Annotated in this window: 17 protein-coding genes; 2 read left to right on the forward strand and 15 right to left on the reverse strand. The window is 65.2% G+C overall.

Going from position 1 to position 20,685, the window contains the following annotated elements:
- From ftsA to mraZ, 15 genes are all read right to left on the reverse strand, one after another.
- Positions 1 to 1,129: cell division protein FtsA (ftsA, locus tag ACSLE4_RS04115; protein WP_435903206.1), on the reverse strand; the 1,129-nt coding region annotated here is incomplete at its 3' end.
- A gap of 19 nt (positions 1,130 to 1,148) precedes the next feature.
- The gene (locus ACSLE4_RS04120) at positions 1,149 to 2,075 is read right to left on the reverse strand and encodes a cell division protein FtsQ/DivIB (RefSeq protein WP_435903207.1); all 927 of its coding nucleotides are present in this window, start codon (positions 2,073 to 2,075) and stop codon (positions 1,149 to 1,151) included.
- 47 nt (positions 2,076 to 2,122) lie between these two features.
- On the reverse strand, positions 2,123 to 3,058 hold the full coding sequence (locus ACSLE4_RS04125) for a D-alanine--D-alanine ligase (RefSeq protein WP_435903208.1): 936 nt from the start codon (positions 3,056 to 3,058) through the stop codon (positions 2,123 to 2,125).
- Between the two features lie 144 nt (positions 3,059 to 3,202).
- Entirely contained in the window at positions 3,203 to 4,123 is a 921-nt protein-coding gene (gene murB / locus ACSLE4_RS04130) for a UDP-N-acetylmuramate dehydrogenase (RefSeq protein WP_435903209.1), read from the reverse strand.
- Positions 4,120 to 5,550, reverse strand: a complete 1,431-nt coding sequence (murC, locus tag ACSLE4_RS04135; protein WP_435903210.1) for a UDP-N-acetylmuramate--L-alanine ligase — start codon at positions 5,548 to 5,550, stop codon at positions 4,120 to 4,122. Before murC ends, murB begins: the two co-directional genes overlap by 4 nt.
- A gap of 7 nt (positions 5,551 to 5,557) precedes the next feature.
- Positions 5,558 to 6,658 (reverse strand): undecaprenyldiphospho-muramoylpentapeptide beta-N-acetylglucosaminyltransferase, encoded by a 1,101-nt coding sequence (gene murG, locus ACSLE4_RS04140; protein ID WP_435903211.1) that lies wholly within the window; start codon positions 6,656 to 6,658, stop codon positions 5,558 to 5,560.
- Complete coding sequence (gene ftsW / locus ACSLE4_RS04145) at positions 6,655 to 7,833, reverse strand: putative lipid II flippase FtsW (protein ID WP_435903212.1); 1,179 nt, start codon at positions 7,831 to 7,833, stop codon at positions 6,655 to 6,657. The genes murG and ftsW overlap by 4 nt, the downstream gene beginning before the upstream one ends.
- Positions 7,830 to 9,245, reverse strand: a complete 1,416-nt coding sequence (gene murD, locus ACSLE4_RS04150; RefSeq protein ID WP_435903213.1) for a UDP-N-acetylmuramoyl-L-alanine--D-glutamate ligase — start codon at positions 9,243 to 9,245, stop codon at positions 7,830 to 7,832. The genes ftsW and murD overlap by 4 nt, the downstream gene beginning before the upstream one ends.
- A gap of 12 nt (positions 9,246 to 9,257) precedes the next feature.
- Positions 9,258 to 10,346: a phospho-N-acetylmuramoyl-pentapeptide-transferase gene (gene mraY / locus ACSLE4_RS04155; RefSeq protein ID WP_435903214.1), complete on the reverse strand. Its 1,089-nt coding sequence runs from the start codon at positions 10,344 to 10,346 to the stop codon at positions 9,258 to 9,260.
- Positions 10,347 to 10,372: 26 nt separating this feature from the next.
- Positions 10,373 to 11,791, reverse strand: a complete 1,419-nt coding sequence (locus tag ACSLE4_RS04160; protein ID WP_435903215.1) for a UDP-N-acetylmuramoylalanyl-D-glutamyl-2,6-diaminopimelate--D-alanyl-D-alanine ligase — start codon at positions 11,789 to 11,791, stop codon at positions 10,373 to 10,375.
- A complete protein-coding gene (locus ACSLE4_RS04165; protein WP_435903216.1) occupies positions 11,784 to 13,241 on the reverse strand; it encodes a UDP-N-acetylmuramoyl-L-alanyl-D-glutamate--2,6-diaminopimelate ligase in 1,458 nt (485 codons plus the stop codon). The genes ACSLE4_RS04160 and ACSLE4_RS04165 overlap by 8 nt, the downstream gene beginning before the upstream one ends.
- Before the next feature lie 77 nt (positions 13,242 to 13,318).
- Positions 13,319 to 15,013 carry a peptidoglycan D,D-transpeptidase FtsI family protein gene (locus tag ACSLE4_RS04170; RefSeq protein ID WP_435903217.1) on the reverse strand — a complete coding sequence of 565 codons (1,695 nt, stop codon included), beginning with the start codon at positions 15,011 to 15,013 and terminating at the stop codon, positions 13,319 to 13,321.
- A gap of 17 nt (positions 15,014 to 15,030) precedes the next feature.
- Positions 15,031 to 15,372, reverse strand: coding sequence for a cell division protein FtsL (ftsL, locus tag ACSLE4_RS04175; RefSeq protein WP_435903218.1), 342 nt, complete (start codon positions 15,370 to 15,372; stop codon positions 15,031 to 15,033).
- Between the two features lie 55 nt (positions 15,373 to 15,427).
- The gene (rsmH, locus tag ACSLE4_RS04180) at positions 15,428 to 16,450 is read right to left on the reverse strand and encodes a 16S rRNA (cytosine(1402)-N(4))-methyltransferase RsmH (RefSeq protein WP_435903219.1); all 1,023 of its coding nucleotides are present in this window, start codon (positions 16,448 to 16,450) and stop codon (positions 15,428 to 15,430) included.
- A complete protein-coding gene (gene mraZ / locus ACSLE4_RS04185; RefSeq protein ID WP_435903220.1) occupies positions 16,447 to 16,929 on the reverse strand; it encodes a division/cell wall cluster transcriptional repressor MraZ in 483 nt (160 codons plus the stop codon). The genes rsmH and mraZ overlap by 4 nt, the downstream gene beginning before the upstream one ends.
- A gap of 428 nt (positions 16,930 to 17,357) precedes the next feature.
- On the opposite strand from mraZ, the gene ACSLE4_RS04190 reads away from it, so the two are divergent.
- Entirely contained in the window at positions 17,358 to 18,266 is a 909-nt protein-coding gene (locus ACSLE4_RS04190) for an alpha/beta fold hydrolase (RefSeq protein ID WP_435903221.1), read from the forward strand.
- 153 nt (positions 18,267 to 18,419) lie between these two features.
- A complete protein-coding gene (gene katG / locus ACSLE4_RS04195; RefSeq protein WP_435903222.1) occupies positions 18,420 to 20,633 on the forward strand; it encodes a catalase/peroxidase HPI in 2,214 nt (737 codons plus the stop codon).
- Positions 20,634 to 20,685 lie beyond the last annotated feature (52 nt).

Below are 20,685 nucleotides of genomic sequence, written 5' to 3' on the forward strand. Positions count from 1 at the left end.
CCGTCATGACGCGCGGGCGGCCAAGCCGTGCCGGGCGTCCAAACATGTTCGAAGCGAGTTCCGGCAGCCCCGTGAGCTGGCTACCGCCGCCGGTCAGCACCAAATGCTGGGTGACCTCTGCGGCAAGGCCGCTTCCCGCCAGCCGGTGGCGCATCAGATCGAGAATCTCCTCGACGCGGGGCCGGATGATGCAGGCGAGCTGTGCCTTGGTGATCTGATTGAGGCTTCCCTGCGCCATGCCGCTGACGCAGGGGTAGGTGATGATCTCCCGCTCGTCGGACAGCGTGGCGAAGGCGCTGCCGTGCAGCGTCTTGAGGCGCTCCGCATGCTCGATCGGCGCGCCGAGCGTGCGGGCGATGTCGGTGGTGATCCCGTTGCCGCCAAGCGCGATGGCGTCGGCATGGATGAAATGTCCGTCGGCGATCACGGAGAGGGTCGTGGTGCCGGCGCCGAAATCGATGCAGGCGACGCCAAGCTTGGCTTCGTCCGAGGTGACGACCGACAAGGCGCTCGAATAGGGCGCGGCGACGAGACCCGACACGCCGAGATGGCAGCGCTCCACGCACAGCGTCAGATTGCGCATGGCGACTTCGTCGGCGGTGACGGCGTGAAGATCGACGGAGAGGCGCTCGCCGCACATGCCGTGCGGTTCGCTGATGCCGCCGTTCTCGTCGAGGCGGTAATCGGTGGGCAGCGCGTGCAGGACCGTGCGCTTGTCGCGGGCGGCATATTGGCGGCCGCCGGCGAGCAAGCGGAAAACGTCGTCGTCGCGCACCGCGCCGGACGGGAGCGCCACGCTCGCCGAGAAGCTCTCGCTTTTGATGCGTCCGGCCGTGACGGAAAGCTGCACATCCTCGACGGTTACGCCGGCCATGCGCTCAGCCCCATCCACGGCCGCGCGGATGCACTGCTCGGCGGTATCGAGATGGGTGACCATGCCGGCCTTCAGGCCCTCGGCACGGGTATGACCGAAGCCGAGCACCTCGAAGTGCACGGTGTCACCGTTGCCCTCGAACCAGTCGGGCGTCGCCGAGGTCTTGCCGATCAGGCAGCACACTTTGCTCGTGCCGATGTCGAGCGCGGTCACGATGCGCTGACGCTTTCCTCTGATCGTGGCGTTGTATGTCATCCCCCTGTCCTCACCCGTCTTATGTCTTGCCCTTGGGCGCGGCACCGGTCGCCGCCGTGGGCACATCGGCGGGTCCGGTCTCGTCCAAAGGTATGGTGGCGGCTTCGCGCATGCGCACGGTAATGCGGTCCAGCAGCCGCAGATCGATGGCCGCGAAATCCCGCCCCAGAACGTTGCGCTCTTGCTCGAGCTTGGTGAGCGACTCGAGCGCCATCTCGATATTGCCGTCGGGCAGCATGATCTCGGCGCCGGTGCGAAGCTTCAGCGTCCAGCGCCGGTCGCCGACCCGCAGCGCCGCGAGCATCTTGCGCTTCAGATCGTGATAGGGCTCGAGCGTCGCGTAGAGTTCCGCAGCGTGCTTGCTAGCGCCCTCGCCGACCACGAGCGGCAGCTGCGGAAAGGCTTGCGGCAGAGCAGGCGCGAGCACCACGCCGGCTTCGTCGACGACAAACGTCTTTCCCTGATTCTGCCAGACCGCATAAGGCTCCCGCTCCTCGATGATCACTTGGAGGGTCGAGGGCAGAAGGCGCATGACTTGGGCGTGCCGGATCCACGGCACCGCCTCCAGCCGCGCCTTGGCGGCGTCGGTGTCGAAGGCCAACATCAAGGTCTCGGGGCCGGCGGCCAGCGCCGTGGTGATCGCGCTGTCGGTGACGTTCGTCTGGCCGTCCACGGTGACCCGCTTCACGCCGAAACCGACGGCGACGACAAGCCGCTCCACGCCGGTAACCGCCGCGTCGAACAGGCGCCCGGTTTGGCCGCCGATGATGGCGCCATAGAGGACGGCACTGCCGAGGAAAAGCACGGAAAACAGGAGCCATTTGCCCTGCATGCGGTCGCGCGCTCGGCCGAGGCGGATGGCCTTGGGGCTGCGCGTGACGAGGGCCCGCGTGCCGGACAAGACCGGCAGACGGCGCTCGCGCGGCACGGCGATGCCACGCGCCAACAGGGCCTTCTGCGACCCCTTCCCTCTGGCGTAACCCTTTGACGGGCCTAACGATTGCACGACGCGTCCTCCACGATCCAGCGAACCAGCTCTCCGAACGAGCGGCCGCCATAGGCTGCGAGCTCGGGCACCAGAGACGTGGACGTCATGCCTGGTTGGGTGTTGATCTCAAGGCAGATCAGTTCCCCCGTACCTTCTGGCCGGTCGTCGAATCGGAAGTCCGTACGACTGACCCCACGGCAGCCCAGTGCCCTATGAGCCGCTAGGGACAGCTTCTGTACCAATTGGTAAACATTTGGTTTAAGCGGCGCCGGGAGCACGTGAATTGAGCCCCCCGGGGCGTATTTCGACTCGTAATCGTAGAAGGCCAGACCATCCGCCGGGCGGATTTCGATCACACCCAGCGCCTCCTCGCCCATGACGGCGCAGGTGAGCTCCCGGCCGGGGATGAAGCGCTCCACCATCAGCTCATCGCCGAGCGCCCAATCGGCGGAATTCAGCTCTTGCGGCGGGTGCTCCTGGTCCTCCCGGACGATGTAGACGCCGACGGAGGAGCCTTCCGCCGGCGGCTTGATGACATAAGGAGGGGCGATGACGTGGCCCTTGGCGGCCTCGGCCCGGCTGACGACGCGGCTTACGGCGACAGGCACGTCCGCCTCCCGCAAGACCGCTTTGGCGCGCTCCTTATGCATGGCAAGCGCGGACGCGAGCACGCCGGAATGGGTATAGGGGATGCCCATCGTCTCCAGCAGCCCCTGGATGCAGCCGTCCTCCCCCCAGCGCCCATGCAACGCGTTGAAGCAGACATCCGGCGCGATCTCGGCGAGGCGCGCGGCCACGTCGCGGCCCACATCGAGCTTCGTGACCTTGTAGCCCTCGCCTTCGAGCGCTTTGGCACAGGCTTTGCCTGAGTTCAGCGAGACTTCGCGCTCGGATGACAGCCCTCCCATCAGCACCGCGACGTGCGTTTGCTTGTCAGTCATGGAACAGCCCCCGTCGGTTGGTCGGCATGCGGAACCCGCGCCCGGCTCGTGCCGAACGCCAAATCATCCTGCAAAGGTGGTTACTGCATTACCTGTATTCGCGGGGAATGACACGGGGGCGCGGACAGAAAAGCACGCCGACGGTCAGGCCTCTTTGCCGAGGCGCTTGATCTCCCATTCGAGTTCGATGCCGCTCGTTTCCTTCACGCGCGCGCGCACGGTCTCACCGAGCGTCTCGATGTCGGCGGCGGTGGCGTTGCCCTCGTTGATGAGGAAGTTGCAGTGAAGCTCGGAGACTTTTGCATCTCCAACCGCGAGACCCCGGCAGCCGGCGGCGTCGATGAGCTGCCACGACTTGTTGCCGGGTGGGTTCTTGAAGGTCGAGCCGCCGGTGCGGCTCTTGATGGGCTGCACCTCCTCGCGATAGGCGGCGATGCCGTCCATCTCTGCGAGGATCTTCACAGGATCGCCCGGCTCTCCTTGGAACAACGCCTCGGTGAAGATGTAGTCGTCGGGCGCGCCGCAATGGCGATAGCCGTAGTGGAAGTCAGCCACGGGGAGCACATGGATGTTGCCCTGGCGGTCCACGGCGCGGGCCTCGACCAGCACCTCGCAGGTCTCCTTGCCGTGGGCGCCGCCGTTCATGCGCAGCGCCCCGCCGACGCTGCCCGGAATGCCGCGATAGAAGGAGAGCCCGGCAATACCGGCATCGGCCGCAGCGCGTGCCACCTTCACATCGGGCACTGCGGTGCCGACGCGCAGCCGGTGGCCGTCCTCCACCTTGATCTCGCCAAAGCCGCGGCCCAGGCGGATGACGATGCCCTCGATGCCGCCGTCGCGAACGAGCAGGTTCGAGCCGAGGCCGATATTGGTGACGGGCACGTCCGCCGGAAGATTTTTGAGAAAATAAGCGAGGTCCGCCTCGTCGGCGGGCGAATAGAGGATCTCCGCCGGACCGCCGACGCGGAACCAAGTGTAGTCTTTGAGCGGCGCGTCGGCCGCGAGCCGTCCGCGCAGGTCCGCCAGGCGCGGGGTCAAGCTATCCAGCAGTTTAGCGCCGTTCACGCCGCGCCCCCGTGCTGTTCGAGCCTGGCCGGCAGGGCGTTGATCCAGTCGGTAATGGTGCCGGCGCCAAGCCCGACGACGAGATCGCCCTCCTTGGCGATCGTCGCGACGGTTTCGATCAACCCATCCTCGTCATCGACAGTCAGCACATGGGGATGCCCGTGGCGGCGCAGACCGGAAGCTAGCTCATCGCGGTCGATGCCGGGGATCGGCGCCTCGCCCGCCGAGTAGACCGGCGTCACCACAACGACGTCGGCGTCGTCAAGGCAGGCGGAGAACTCGTTGAACAGCGCTTGCAGACGCGTATAGCGGTGCGGCTGCACTACCGCGATGATGCGGCCGTTGCCGGCCATGCGCGCGCCGCGCAGCACGGCGGCGATCTCCACCGGGTGATGCGCGTAGTCGTCATAGACCGCGACGCCCTGCCATTCGCCGGCGCGGGTGAAGCGGCGCTTCACACCGGAGAACGCGGCGAGCGTGGAACGGATCATCTCGTCGCTGATGCCGGCCTCGGTGGCGACCGCGATCGCGCCAAGGGCATTGAGCGCGTTGTAGTGGCCGAGCGTCGGCAACATGAGATCGGTGACCTTGCGCGCGCCGCCGCGAACCGCAGGACCCAGATCCGCGTCGAACGTCATGGTGTTATGGTCCGGGCGAATATTGGAAAGCTTGATGTCGGCGTCTCGCGCCACGCCATAGGTGAGCGTGCGGCGTCCGTTGACGGCTCCGCCAAGCTGGGCCAGGAGCGCGCGCACCACCGGATGATCGATGCAGGCGATGACCAGCCCATAGAAGGGGATGGAATCGATGAATTGCTCGAACGCGCCGTAAAGCGCCTCCTCCGATTCCCAAAAGTCCATGTGCTCGGGGTCGATATTGGTGACGACGCCAATCTGGGTGGGGAGCTTCACGAAGGTCCCGTCGGACTCGTCGGCCTCGACCACCATCCATTCACCCTGCCCGATCCGCGCATTGGTGCCCCACGCATTGATGATACCGCCGGTGATGACCGTGGGATCGAGCCCGCCGCCTTGCAGGAGGTCGGCGATGATCGAGGTGGTCGTGGTCTTGCCGTGGGTGCCGGTGACCGAAACCGTGGTGCAGGGGCGCATCAGTTCGGCCAGCATCTCGGCGCGGCGAATGACGGGGATGCCGCGCTCCTTGGCCGCCTCGAACTCGGGATTGCCAGCCTTCACCGCACTCGAGATGACGAGATAGGCGGCGCCCTCGACATTCCCCGGATCGTGGCCGATGAGGCAGGTGATGCCGTGATTGCGCAGGCGCGCCAGATTGGCGCTCTCTTTCAGGTCGCTGCCTTGCACGCGGTAGCCGCGCGTGTGCATGACCTCGGCGATGGCGCTCATGCCGATGCCGCCAATTCCCACGATGTGGAACAGGCCTGTCGTTTCCGGCGGTGGCAAATGCATCTGACGCCTACTCCTCAGGCCCTGCGAGTTCCTCGACGAGTTCGGCGAGTTTCTTCACCGCGTCGGTATTGGCCATGGCCTTGGACTTCGCCGCGGCCTTGGCGAGCATGTCCGGCGCGCCGAACAGGCGCTCAAGCTCCTCGGACAAGCGCTCGACCGTAATGTCCGCCTGGCGCAGGCACCAGCCGCCGCCCCCTTCTTCCAGTCGCATTGCGTTTTCGAGCTGATCGTTATCAAGGGCATGGGGCAGCGGCACCAGAAGCGCAGGCCGGCCGATCGCGGTCAGTTCGGCCACGGTGGAAGCGCCGGCGCGGGAGATCACCAGATGGGCGTTGGCCATGCGTTCGGGGAGATCGCGAAAGAACGGGGCCAAATGGGCGGCGATGTCCGCCTGCTTATAGGCTTCGCGCACCGAGGCAAGGTCCTCGGGGCGGACCTGCTGCACCACGGTGAGCCGCCAGCGCAAGGGCGACGGCATCCGTTCCAGGGCCGGCGGGAGCATTTCGGAGAAGAAATGCGCGCCTTGGCTCCCGCCGAAGATGAGCACGAGCAGACGTCCGGCCGGCTCCGGCGGCACATAAGCGACGTTGCGATAGGACAGCACCGCGTCGCGCACGGGATTGCCGGTCACCTGCGCGCGCTTCTCGGCACTGCGCCGCAAATGCTTGGTCGACGAAAAAGACAGCGCGATGGCGTCGGCGAAGCGCGACAGCAGACGGTTGGCGCGGCCCATGACGGCGTTCTGCTCATGGATCACGGTGGGAATGCCGAGCGAGCGCGCCGCCATGATGGGGGGGAGCGTTGGGTAGCCGCCGAAGCCGACGACGACATGGGGCTGCACCATTTCGAGGAGACGCCGCGCCCGCAAGAAGCCGCTACCCAAACGGCCCAGCGTCTTCATCACGGCGAGCGGCTTGCGGCTCGTGAAGGTTGCAGACGGGACGCGATAGACCGCGCGGGCGGGAAAGTCGGTGCCGTACTGCTCGGCGCGCTCGTCCGTGGCGAGTTCCACGGCGAAGCCGCGGCGCGTCAGTTCTTGAGCCAGAGCCGTGGCCGGAAAGAGATGTCCCCCCGTTCCACCCGCGGCGAGTAATATCGTCTGCGTCAAGCCGTCTGCCCCCTTGCCCCCGCGTGGTCCGTCTCGTGCTCGGCGCGCGCCGGATGCTTCAGCCGGCCCGCCATGGGCCGCTTCCGAGTGAGCCCTAGCGCGAAACCCATGGTCAACGCCATGGCCAGCAGCGACGAACCGCCATAAGAAATGAACGGCAGGGTCATGCCTTTGGCCGGGAGCAGGCCGACATTCACGGCCATGTTGATCAAGGTCTGCAGACCGAACAGCATGATGAGCCCCGCCACCGCGTGCCGGATGAACCCGTCTGACTCTTGCGATGCCTTGGAAAGCCCACGCAACACAATGAAGGCGAACAGAGTCAGCAAAATCAGGCACGCGATCAAGCCATACTCTTCGGCCGCCACGGCAAAGATAAAGTCGGTGTGCGAGTCCGGGAGCACGTCTTTGACAGTCCCCTCGCCCGGACCGCGCCCGAACCAGCCGCCATTGAGGAACGAGTCGAGCGAGCGGTCCGACTGGTAAGTGTCGCCGGAGGCGGGATCGAGAAAGCGATCGATGCGCGAGGCGACGTGCGGCAATAGGAAATAGGCCGTGACCAGGCCGGCGGCGCCGAGCGCCACGAGCGCCGCGATCCAAATCATGTTGATCCCGGCCATGTAGAACAGCGCGCCCCAGACAAGGCTGATGAGCAGCGTCTGGCCGAAGTCGGGCTGGAGAATGAGTAGAAGGGCGAAGACCGCATAGAGCAGGATGGCGAGCTCAAGCCCCGGCACGTCTTTGCGCTTCTGACTCTCATTGAAGAGCCAGGCGGTGAGCACGATGAAGGCCGGCTTTACGAATTCCGACGGCTGCAGAGAGAAAGAGCCGATTTGCAGCCAACGCCTGGCGCCCTTCACCTCGACGCCGAAGAACAGAATCCCGATCATCAACGCGGTGCCGACCAAAAAGATGACGAGGCTCGTGCGTCTTATCTGCTTGGGCGTCAACGTGGAGGCGGCGAACATGATGACGACCGCGGGCAGGAGCAGCGCCGCGTGCCGGCGCACGAAGTAGAACGCCTCAAGATCGTATCGCTCGGCAATCGGCGGGCTTGCCGCCAGCGACAGGACGAGACCCGCCCCCATCAGCAGCAGCAGGCCAAAAAACATCAGGCGGTCGACGGTGAACCACCAGTCGGAGAGGACACTCTTGTCGGCGCGCGTAAGTCTCATGCCGCTCTGCCCTGTTGCGTCACGCTCGTTGCCCCGTCGAGACGCATTACAAGTTCGCGGAAGGCGTCGCCGCGCTTGGCGAAATTGTCAAACTGATCATAGGAGGCACATGCGGGCGACAATAGCACAACCGGCTCGGGGCCTTGCGACAGACTTGCGTCGGCGGCGGCTTGCGCCACGGCATGGTCGAGCGTGCCGCAAGCAACGTGAGGGACCGCATCGCCAAGCTGCCGCGCGAAATCCTCCGCCGCTTCGCCGATGAGATAGGCACGGGCGATCTTGGGGTAGAACGGCTCCAGCCCTGCAAGCCCGCCGTCCTTGGCGCGACCGCCGACGATCCAATAGATGTCGTCGAAGCTGCCGAGCGCCTTGCCGGCGGCGTCCGCGTTGGTCGCCTTGGAGTCGTTGACGAAGAGCACGCTGCCGACGCGCGCCACCTGCTCCATGCGATGGGCCAAGCCGGCGAAGCTCTCGAGGCCTTGCTGGATCTCGCGCCCCTCCAGCCCTTGCGAACGGGCGAGCGCGTAAGCGGCCGCCGCGTTCTGCCAATTGTGCGCGCCGCGCAAGGACCCGATGCCGTCAAGCTCCGCGCGGCCGACCTCATGGCCGCCGTCCATCTCGACGATGACGCCGTCAGCGGCCCAGACGCCGTTCTGCACGGGCTGCCCCACGGCGATCCGCTTCACGGCAAAAGGTCCGTGCAATGTCTCGGCGATGGCCCGGCACGGCTCGTCGTCCACGCCGATCACGGCAGTGGCATCGGAGCCGAGCTGCGCGAACACGCGCGCCTTGATCGCCGCATAGAGGGCCAGCGTGCCGTGCCGGTCGAGGTGATCGGGAGTGATATTAAGCAGCGCCGCGGCGTCGGGTTCAAGCGATGGCGTCAGATCGATCTGAAACGACGACAACTCCAGGACGTGTGTGAGATCGGGCGCGAAGGGCTCAAGATCGAGCACCGCCTTGCCGATATTGCCGCCGAGCGCGACGCGCTTTCCCGCCGCGCTCAGAAGATGCGCGGTGAGCGCGGAGGTGGTCGACTTGCCGTTGGTGCCGGTGACGACAACGACCTTGCTGCCGGCGCCGCTCTTGGCGCGCTCGCGGAAAAACAGCTCCACGTCGCCGATCACCTCGATCCCCGCATGGCGCGCTTTCAGGACGCTCCAATGGGGCCCGGGATGGGTGAGCGGGATTCCAGGGGCGAGGATCAAAGCCGCGAACTTGGAGAAGTCCGCCTGCGAGAGGTCCGCCAGGCTCAGACCGGCGGCGGCAACCTCTTCACGCGCAGCCTCCTTATCGTCCCAAACGACGACATTGGCCCCTCCCTGCTCAAGCGCCCGCGCGGTCGCAAGGCCGCTCAGCCCGAGGCCCACGACCGCAACGTCGCAGCCTGCGAAGATCGTCACGGGAATCATGATGATTGAAACTTAGCGCAATTTCAGGGTGGCGAGACCAAGAAGGGCTAGGACCACGGCGATAATCCAGAAACGGATGACCACCGTCGATTCCGGCCAACCTTTCTGCTCGAAATGGTGGTGCAGCGGGGCCATGCGGAACACCCGCTTGCCGAACAGCTTGTAGGAGGTGACCTGGACGATCACCGACACGGCCTCCAGGACGAACAGACCGCCGACGATGGCCAAGACCAGCTCGTGCTTGGTGGCGACGGCGATGGTGCCCAGCGCCCCGCCGAGCGCCAGCGAGCCGGTGTCGCCCATGAAGATGAGCGCAGGCGGCGCGTTGAACCATAGGAAGCCGAGCCCGGCGCCGACGAGCGCGCCGCAGACCACGGCAAGCTCGCCGGTTCCGATGACGAAATGGATCTGAAGATAATCGGCGAAAAGCGTGTTGCCGACCACATAGCAGATGAAGCCGAACGTGGCGGCGGCGATCATCACCGGTACGATGGCCAAGCCGTCGAGGCCGTCGGTCAAGTTCACCGCGTTGCCCGCGCCGACAATGATGAAGGTGCCGAAGATCACGAACATCCACATGCCGAGCGGCACCATGAAGCCCTTGAAGAAGGGAATGGCGAGAGACGTGGAGAACGGTTCGTGCCCGACAGAAGCGATGGTGTAGGTGGCGATCAGCGCGGCGACCGTCTCGATGACGATCTTGATCCGCCCGCGAAAGCCGTCCGCCGATTGCCTCGTCACCTTGAGATAATCGTCATAGAGGCCAACCGCCCCATAAACGAGCGTCAGCAACAGCACGACCCAGACATAAGGGTTGGAGAGATTGCCCCAGAGCAGGACCGAGACGGTCAAACCGGAGAGGATCATCAAGCCGCCCATGGTGGGCGTGCCCTGCTTCTGCAGGATATGGCGCTCCGGGCCCTCTTTGCGGATCGGCTGGCCCTTGCCTTGGCGCACGCGAAGCGAGCGGATCACGCGGGGGCCGAATAGAAACACGAACAGAAGCGCCGTGAGCACGGCCCCGCCGGTGCGGAAGGTGATGTAACGGAAGATATTGAGGACGGCGATGTCCGGCGCCAGCTCGGCCAACCAATAGAGCATCGCCTTACCCCCTCCTCCAGCGGCCGCTAGGCCGAAATGCTTTCCGACTCGAACCGGCGCTTCAGCGCCTCGACGAGCGGGGCCATCCGGCTGCCCAAAGACCCCTTGACCATAATGATGTCACCGGGCCGCACCCCTTCGAGAAGCTTGGGCTCAAGCTCCTCGGACGTCTTGGCATAGCCACCCTGCCGCCCAGGTGGCAACGCCTGGAATAAGGAGGCCATAAGTTTGCCGCAGGCAAAGACAACATCTACCCCGGCCGCGTCAACGGCTTCGGCAAGCTCCCGGTGAAGCCTCGGCCCCTCGTCCCCTAGCTCCAGCATGTCGCCAAGGACGGCCACGCGCCGTTTATAGGCGCTGTGCGTGGCGAGACCGAGGGTGGATAGCGCCGCACGCATGGAGGCGGGGTTGGCGTTGTAGGACTCATCGATAATGCCCGCCGGGCCCGCTTTGGTCTGGATCACGAGACGCTGGCCGCGGCCGGCTTGGGGGGCGACCGCCCCCAGCGCCTCGGCCGCCTTGGTGAGATCGGCGCCGGCCAGCTTCACGGCCGCCAGCACGGCGAGCGTATTCTGAACCAGATGGCGCCCCGGCGCGCCGAGCCGGTAGGTGATGCTCTCGCCCAGAATGCCGGCGGTGACCGTGGAGCCCTCCGGGCCCAGCTCGCTCGCCAGCAGCCGCGCGTCCGCCCTTTCGTCCTCGCCGAAGGAGACAATCTCGGCGCCTTGCGCGCGGGCGCGGGCGGCAAGCCGCTCAAAATGGGGGTTGTCGCGATTGAGGATCGCGGTCCCACCGGGCTCGAGCCCATGGAAGATTTCGGCCTTGGCGTCGGCGATGTCTTCCTCGGAGTTGAAGAAGCCGAGATGGACCGGCGCCACCGTGGTGATGATTGCAATCTGGGGCCGCACCAGCCTGGCAAGCGCATCGATCTCGCCCGCGTGGTTCATGCCGATCTCGAACACGCCGAAGGCGACGTCCCGCGGCATGTTGGCGAGCGTCAGCGGCACGCCCCAGTGGTTGTTGTAGGACTTGGACGAGGCATGCACGGAGCCCGACGGCGCGAGCGCCAGCCGCAGCGCCTCCTTGGTCCCGGTCTTGCCGACACTTCCCGTCACCGCGATCACCACGGCACGCGCCACGCGATTGCGAGACGCGCGGCCGAGATCGTTCAGGGCATCGAAGGTGTCGACGACCCGGACCAGACGCTCCTCATCGCCTTGTGAGAGGGCCTCTTCCACGACGGCGCAGGCGGCACCCGCTTCAAGCGCCGGCGCCACGAAGGCGTGGCCGTCGCGGTTGTCGCCTCGAATGGCGATGAAGCCTTCGCCGGGCGCGAGGCTGCGGCTGTCGATGGAAAAGCCGGAGATCTGTGCCGCGGGGTCGCCCGGGCACCGGCCGCCCGTGGCCACCGTGACCTCGCCTATGGTCCAGAGCGGATCAGCCAAGTTTCGCCTCTTGCGTGAGCGCGGCGGCGACCGCGTCGTGGTCGGAGAAGGGAATAACCGTGGTGCCGACGGTTTGGCCGGTCTCGTGCCCCTTGCCGGCCACAAGCAGCACATCGCCCTTCTTTAGCATGGCGACCGCTTCGGCGATCGCTTGCCCTCGGTCGTCGATCTCCATCGCACGCGGCGCGGCCGCGAGGATCTCGCGGCGGATTTGGGCCGGATCCTCGCTGCGCGGATTGTCGTCGGTGACGATGGCGAGATCAGACTTGGCCACGGCCGCCGCCCCCATCTCAGGCCGCTTGCCCTTGTCGCGGTCGCCGCCGCAGCCGAACACGACGAGAAGCCGGTTCTGGACGTAAGGTCGCAAGGCTTGAAGCGCCTTGGCGAGCGCGTCCGGCGTATGGGCGTAGTCGATGAAGATCGGCGCGCCGCTCGGCGCGGTCCCCGCAAGATCAAGCCGACCCCGCGCACCCTGCAACCTCGCAAGGCGCGGCAGCACGTCTTCAGCGGAAGCGCCGGTGGCCATGACAAGTCCCGCCGCGACCAGGGCGTTGGCAGCCTGGAACCCGCCGACCAGCGGCAAGCGCACCTCGCTATGTTTGCCATCATGCTCGATGCCGAGCGCTTGCGCGAACCCGTCGACCTCGTCCGAGACGAGCCGCAACGTGTCGCCGGCGCGGCCAACGGTGATGACATCGAGCCCGCGCGCTTTCGCTTCGGCAGCGACGCGCACGCTCGCTTCGCTGTCCATGTCGACCACTGCGGTCGCACCCCTGGGCAACAATTCGGAGAACAGCCTTAGCTTCTGCGCGAAATAGTCCTCGAAGGTCGCGTGATAGTCCAAGTGATCGCGCGAGATATTGGTGAAAGCGCCCGCTTCCAACATCACGCCGTCGAGCCGGCGCTGCTGCAAGCCATGGCTGGAGGCCTCGAGCGCCAAGTGGGTGACGCCGTCTTTCGCCAGAGCGGCAAGAATGGCGTGGAGCTCGATGGGGTCCGGTGTGGTGTGCCGCAAGGTCTGCGCGCCGCGTGGGCTGACGACGCCGACCGTGCCGAGGCTCGCGGCTCGAAACCCCTCGCCTGCCCAAAGCTGCCGCACGAACGCAGCCACAGATGTCTTGCCGTTGGTGCCGGTGACGGCGACCGCGGTCTCGGGCTGCATACCGAAGAAGCGCGCGGCGATCAGCGCGAGCCGCCGGCGCGGATCGGCATCGATGATGAGCGCAACATCCGCCTCGGCCTGCGATCCTTCCGGCGCGAGGATGGCCGCGGCGCCGCGCGACACCGCATCGGCGATGAACCGCGCCCCATCGGTATTGACGCCGGAAAGCGCGGCGAACAGATAGCCGGGCTGCACCTGCCGGCTGTCCGCGGCAAGTCCTGCGATCGGCATGGCGGCAAGCTTTGCGGGCAGTTCCGCCTCCGGCCCGATCAGCTCACCGAGAGTCATGTTCGATTGCCCGCAACTGCCTGTTATTCCTCGACAACTTCAAGGGCGTGGCCAAGCCCCCTGAGGGGGCAAGTCTTCTAATAGGAGGCGGAAACCTTGGCGTCAAACCGGGACGCCGTGTCCTCGAGCTTGGGCGGCACGCCGAGGATCGGACCGATCCGCGCTACGATCTTGCCGACAGTGGGCGCGGCGTTCCAGCCGGCCGTAGCGTAACCTTTGGTGACGGCGACACGCTGGGGCTCGTCCAGCATGACGAGCACGACATATCGCGGGTCGTCTGTGGGGAAGGCCGCGAGGAAGCTGTTGAGCAGCGCCGAACTGGAATAGCGGCCGCCGACCACCTTCTCAGCGGTACCGGTCTTGCCGCCGACACGATAGCCCTCGGCGTCGGCCTTCTTGCCTGTGCCCTTCACCACGTTCATGCGCATGAGCTTGAGAAGGGCGGCGCTCGTCTCAGGTTTCAGCACACGCTCGGACGATTGCATGGCCTCCTCCCGCGAGCGCGGCAGGAAGGTCGGCTTGACCGCGATGCCGCCGTTGACCAGCGGCAGCGTGGCGGTGGCGAGCTGGAGCGGCGTGACCGAAAGCCCATGCCCGAAGGCGATGGTCATGGTGTTCAGCTTCTGCCAGTGCTTCGGCACGATGGGCGCGGCGCTCGGTCCGAGCTCGGTGGTGACCGGGTCCAGCAGGCCCAGCTTCTTCAGGAAGGCGCGGTGGCGTGGCACGCCCATATGCACGGCCATCTTGGCCATGGCGATATTGGATGAGTAGATGAAGGCTTCCGTCACGCTGAGCGGCCGCCCCTTCCCGTGAAAGTCACTAATGGAGAAGCCGCCAGACCGGATCGGGCTCGAGGCGTCGTAGGTCGTATTGAGATTGGCCAGCCCGAGATCGAGCACGCCGGCGACGGTAAACACCTTGAACACCGAACCCATCTCGTAGACGCCGAAGCCGATGCGGTTGATCTTCTCCTTGTCGAGCGCCTGCTCGCGATGGTTCGGGTCGTAATCGGGAAGCGAGGCGAGGCCGACAATTTCGCCGGAATGGACGTCCATGACGATGGCGGCCGCCGCCTTGGCCTTGTAAGTATCGATCGCGCTTTTCAGCTCTTCACGCAGTACGTGTTGCACACCGATGTCGAGCGAGACCGTCACGGCCTCATCACCGGATTCCGTCGGCGCGTTCATCATGGTGAGCTGCGGGTTGTTGTCGACGAACTTCTCGATGCCCGCGAGGCCGCGATTGTCCACGTCGACCAGCCCCACAACATGATTAGCCGTGGCGCCGACCGGATAGACGCGGCGGTATTCCTCGATGAAGCCGAGGCCCGGCAAGCCGAGTTCGTGAATTTCGGCCTGCTGCTTAGGCGTCAGCTCCCGCTTGATGCGCACGAAACGACCGCCCACCGCGAGACGTTTGCGTAGAGAGCCGGCATTAACGTCGCTGAGAACACTCGCGACCTGCTCGGCGAGCTCATCGCGGTCGATGACACGCTTTGGATCGGCATAGAGCGTGGCGCCCCTGATGTCGGTGGCGAGCAGCCGGCCGTTGCGGTCAAAAATATCGGGGCGGTGCACAGTGGTCGAAATGTCGTAGACCCCGCCGCCGGCCTCTTTCGTTTCGGCAAAGCCGAGCGACACCAGCCGACCGCCGATCAGAACAAAAGCGAGCGCGAAGCCGAGACACGCCAGCCGGAAGCGATACCGGCAGCGGGCATGGTAGGCGCGCTGCGCGCGCGCTTCGGCCGGATCGGATTTGTCGGTCTGGCGCAAGATCGTTCGGGTCCCGTCTACTGGGCCTGGGCCTTAAGAGCGGCGGCCTTGCTGGGCAGAACGGGCACGCCACCGCGCGCCAGGTCGCGCTCGGTCACCTCATCGAGGATGACAAGCTGCTGAGGATTCGCCGGTGCGAGCTTGAGATATTTCTTGGCGAGCCGTTCGATGCGTTCGGGCCGGTTGAGCAGGCTCCATTCGGCGCGCGCCACGGCAAGCGCGTCGCGCTCCTCCTCGATCTCCTTGTGCAGAACGACGATGCGCTCATCGAGCGCGCGGGCCTCGTACTTCACCTGATAGATGACATAGGCCAACGCCACGAGGCCGAGAACGAGACAGATATTGACGAAACGCAACATGACACCAACGCGCGACTTGAACTGACGCGTTCCCCCTACTCACGGCCTACACACTCTAACCGCGCACCGCTGGCACCCCGAGCGCGGCGAGATCAAGCGGCTGGGCGGGCGCTTCCGTACGCTCTCCGGCTCTCAGCCTTGCCGAGCGGGCCCGCGGATTCCCCCGAATCTCATCGTTACTGGGTTCTAAAGGACGACGGTTAATAAGCTGAAAGCTTGGCGCAAATTCTTCGCCGCCGGCGTCGGGCAAGTGCCGGGAGCCTTTGGGGCCTGCGGCGCTGCGGCCGGCGAAGAAGCGCTTGGCGATGCGGTCCTCGAGCGAATGGAAGGTGACGACCACGAGCCGCCCGCCCGCCTTGAGAAGCCGTTCGGCGGCGCAAAGGCCGTGGGCGAGCTCTTCCAGCTCGGCGTTGAGATAGAGGCGAAAGGCCTGAAAGGTCCTGGTGGCCGGGTGCTTGGGCTCGTCCCGCTTGCGGCCGAGGACGCCTATGACGATGTCGGCGAGCTCGCTCGTGCGCGTGATGGGCGCTTCGGCACGCTTGGCGACGATGGCCTTGGCAATCGCTCGCGACCGGCGCTCCTCGCCGAAAACGTAAATGATATCCGCGAGTTCGGATTCTGCGAGGCTATTGACCAGATCGGCCGCGGTCGGGCCCTCATTCCCCATGCGCATGTCGAGAGGGCCGTCCTGCGCGAAGGAGAAGCCGCGCTCGGCCTGATCGAGCTGCATGGAGGAGACGCCAAGATCGAGCACCACGCCGTCGACCGCCTTGAAGCCTTCGCTCTCCGCAAGCGCTTCCATCTCGCTATAGCGGCCGAGCATGGCGATGAGCCGCCCGGGAAAATCCTCGGCCATTGCGCCGGCAAGCGCAAAGGCCTCGGCATCGCGGTCGATGGCGATGACCCTGCAATTGGCTGTGTCGAGAATGGCCTTCGTGTAGCCGCCGGCGCCGAAGGTGCCGTCGACGACGATGTCGCCGTCCTTAGGCTGAAGCGCCGCCAAGACCTCGGAGAGCATCACGGGAATGTGGCGAGTCAGTCCGCCAGCGGCAGCCATGCTGCCGCGACCCGCCATCATTCCCGTGCTCCCTCTGGCCCGCCGCTTCCGCGACGCCCCGCGCCGAGTAGCTTGCGAAGGTCGCGCACTTTGTTGCGTGCCTCCGCGAGATGAGTTTCGAAGCGCTTCGGCTCCCAAAGCTGAAATTTTTCGCCCAAGCCGACAAAAGTGATGTGGCCGGTGATCCCTGCGTGCTCGCGCAGGCGCTCGGACAGAATCGTACGGCCGTCCTGATCGATGGAGAGAACTTCGCTGGTGCCGAAAAGCGCCGTGGCGAGTTGATCGCGCTCATCGGAGTAAGGGGCGAGATCTTCGACCAGAAGATTGATCTTATCGATGAGAAGTTGTCCGCCAGCGTCGAGCGCGGGCGCGTCAAGAGACGGATAGCAGTAGATGCCGTCGAGCCCGTCTTTGGCGAGGACTGTGCGAAACGATGCAGGGACGGAGACGCGGCCCTTGGTGTCGACCTTATTGGTGAATGTCGAGACAAACTGGTCCATCTCCCCCTCACGCGCCTCGAAGCCGACGAAATTGACTGGAACTGGACAAACAGCGCTTCGGCGCAGGCGCCCGCCTTTGGAAAAATGGGTGGAAGAAGCGGCGCGGATCCCCCCGTGGCCTCAAAGGAAGCGCTGCCTGCTTCCCCCACCCCACTCACCGAACGGGCATTTATGGGATAGCATGGGATATCATGGGCGTCAACGGAAAGCAGCGGGCTAAGCGCGCGTTGCTGTGGGAAACCTGGGACCTCTCGCTTGCGTTCAAGGCCAATTGCCGCCCCGTGGCGAAGCACGGTAGAAAGGATGCAGGGTTAACGTCCGAGGTTCCCGATTCGGTGGCCTCACGGTTTGCGTATTTGGGGCGCCTAGTGGCAGCCCGAATGAAGGCCACGGACTTGGCGGCGATGGCAGGAAGAAGCTCAAGGGGCGTGCTTGGCCTGGCTGCCGCAACCTTGTGCGCGCTTGCCCTTGGCGCTTCCGCCGCCAACAGCGCCGATGAAGGTCCGGGCTTCGCGCGGCTCGGGCCGCCCGAGGCGCCCGTCAAACTCTTCTACGAGGAGAAAGGCCGCGGCGCCCCTGTCCTTCTGGTCCACGGGTTCGGCGCCAGCACCTACACGTGGCGGAATATCGCGCCGGCGCTTGCTGAAGATCACAGGGTCATCGCCGTCGACCTCAAAGGCTTCGGCCAATCCGACAAACCCTTCGATGAGCGTTACTCCGTCTTCGACCAAGCGGAGCTCCTGAAGCAGCTCATCATCGACAACGATTTGCGCGATCTCACGCTTGTCGGGCATTCATACGGGGGGGGCGTCGTGCTGGTGCTGGCGCTCGACGAGGACCCGCGCCTTATGGGCCGCATCTCGAAACTCGTGCTGCTGGATACGATCGCCTATCCCCAGGACGTCCCGGTGTTCTTCCGCATGCTCGACACACCGTTCCTGTCGCATGTGGGCGTGCGCATGGTGCCGCCGGCCGTCCAAACACGCATCGCCCTCAGGATCGCCTATCTCGACAACAGCAAGATCGACGACGAGGAGGTCGAGATGTACGCGGCCCCCTTGCGGACCGCGGCGGGCAAGCACGCCATCATCCATAGCGCGCGACAGATCATACCGGAGGGCCTCGAAGAGCTTTCCCAGCGTTATAGCTCGATCGCGGCGCCGACGCTGATCGCCTGGTGCGACCACGACCGCATCGTGCCGCTCGACGTCGGGCTGAAGCTCAGGCGGACCTTGCCGGACGCGCAGCTCAAGATCATCGAGGGCTGCGGGCACATGCCCCAGGAAGAACAGCCTGAGGCCACTCTCGGCCTGATCCAAGACTTCCTCGGCGACTAGCCTCGGCCCTTTCTGGCTCCCCCAGCTCCAGCATCAGTTTTGCTTATCGATTCGATAGGCAAATACGATTTGAACTTATTCTAAGGTAGACGCATGCTCGCGCTCCAGGCGCGCAATCAAGAACACTGAAGAGTTCCGATCGGAGAGAGAATTATGGACGCGAAAGTCGATAAAGCGGGCGGTTGCCCCGTGGCGCACGGCGCTACAAGCATGAGCATGCGGTCCAACCGCGATTGGTGGCCGGACCAACTGAACCTCAAGATTCTCAGCCAGAACTCCGCCAAGTCCGATCCCATGGGCGAGGGCTTCAACTACGCGGAAGCGTTCAAGACGCTCGACCTGAAGGCGCTGAAAGAAGACCTCTACGCGCTGATGACCGAGAGCCAAGACTGGTGGCCGGCCGACTACGGGCACTATGGCGGGCTGTTCATCCGCATGGCGTGGCACAGCGCGGGCACCTACCGCACCGGCGATGGCCGCGGCGGCGGCGGTTCCGGGACCCAGCGTTTCGCGCCGCTGAACAGTTGGCCGGATAACGGCAACCTCGACAAGGCGCGCCGGCTGCTGTGGCCGATCAAGCAGAAATACGGAAACAAGATCTCGTGGGCCGACCTCATGATCCTCGCGGGCAATTGCGCCATCGAGTCGATGGGCGGCCCGACTTTCGGTTTCGCCGGCGGGCGTGAGGACATCTGGGAGCCGGAGGAGGACATCTACTGGGGCGGCGAGAACGAGTGGCTCGCCACGAGCGACCACGAACTCGCGCGCTATTCCGGCGACCGCGAGCTGGAAGACCCGCTTGCCTCCGTGCAGATGGGGCTCATCTACGTGAACCCCGAGGGGCCCGATGGAAAGCCCGACCCGCTCGCCTCCGCCCACGATATCCGCGAGACGTTCGCGCGCATGGCGATGAACGACTACGAGACCGTGGCGCTGACGGCAGGCGGCCACACCTTCGGCAAGACTCATGGCGCCGGTCCAGTCGATCAAATCGGTCCCGAGCCCGAAGCCGCGCCCTTGGAAGCTCAAGGCTTCGGCTGGCTGTCGACCTGGAAGAGCGGCAAGGGCCGGGATGCCATTACCAGCGGCCTCGAAGGCGCCTGGACCACCCATCCGACGAAGTGGGACATGGGCTACTTCGACCTTCTCTTCGGCTACGAGTGGGAGCTGGGTCAAAGTCCCGCAGGCGCCTGGCAGTGGCGCCCGAAGAACCTCAAAGAAGAGGACATGGCGCCCGATGCGGAGGATCCGTCACAGCGCAGGCCGATCATGATGTCGACCGCCGACATGGCGATGCGCATGGACCCGGAGTACGAGAAGATCTCGCGCCACTTCCATGCCAACCCGGAAGAGTTCGCCGATGCCTTCGCGCGGGCCTGGTTCAAGCTGACCCACCGCGACATGGGTCCGAAGTCCCGCTACCTCGGTCCCGAGGTTCCGGCCGAGGATCTGATCTGGCAGGATCCGCTCCCCGCAGTCGATCATGAACTGATCGACGACAAGGACATCGCTGATCTCAAGGCCACGATCCTGGCCTCGGGTCTGTCTATTCCTGAGCTGGTTTCGACGGCCTGGGCTTCGGCCTCCACGTTCCGTGGTTCGGACAAGCGCGGCGGCGCTAATGGCGCACGCATTCGCCTGGCGCCCCAGAAGGACTGGGAGGTCAACCAGCCTGAGCAGCTTGCCAAGGTGCTCGGCATCCTCGAGGGCATTCAGAAGACGTTCAACGATGCCCAGTCAGGCGGCAAGAAAGTGTCGCTGGCCGACCTGATCGTGCTTGGCGGTTGTGCCGGCGTCGAGCTGGCCGCGAAGAACGCGGGCCACAAGGTAACCGTTCCCTTCGCGCCGGGCCGCACAGACGCCTCGCAGGAGCAGACCGATGTCGAGTCCTTCGACGTTCTCGAGCCGATCGCGGACGGGTTCCGCAACTACATCAAAGGCAGATACACCGTTTCGGAGGAAGAGCTGCTGATCGACAAGGCGCAACTCCTGACGCTCACCGCGCCGGAGATGACGGTGCTCCTTGGGGGCTTGCGTGTGCTCGGTGCGAACGCCGGCGGCTCGAAGCACGGCGTGTTCACCGGGAGCCTTGGGACGCTCACCAATGACTTCTTCGTCAACTTGCTCGACATGGGCACGACGTGGAAAGCGGTGTCGGACCAAGAGGACGTGTTCGAGGGAGTGGACCGCGAAAGTGGTACGGTGAAGTGGACCGGCACCCGTGCCGACCTCGTATTCGGCTCGAACTCGCAGTTGCGGGCGCTGGCCGAGGTCTATGCGCAGGACGACGCCAAGGAAAAGTTGGTGCACGACTTCGTGGCGGCGTGGACCAAGGTGATGAACGCCGATCGCTTCGATCTCGTGTGATCGCAGAGTAGTCCGAAGCGCCCCTCCTCCTCCGGCGCTTCTTTTGCAGAAA

Origin of the sequence: Methyloceanibacter sp., from assembly GCF_051306395.1 — a bacterium.
Taxonomy (GTDB): domain Bacteria; phylum Pseudomonadota; class Alphaproteobacteria; order Rhizobiales; family Methyloligellaceae; genus Methyloceanibacter.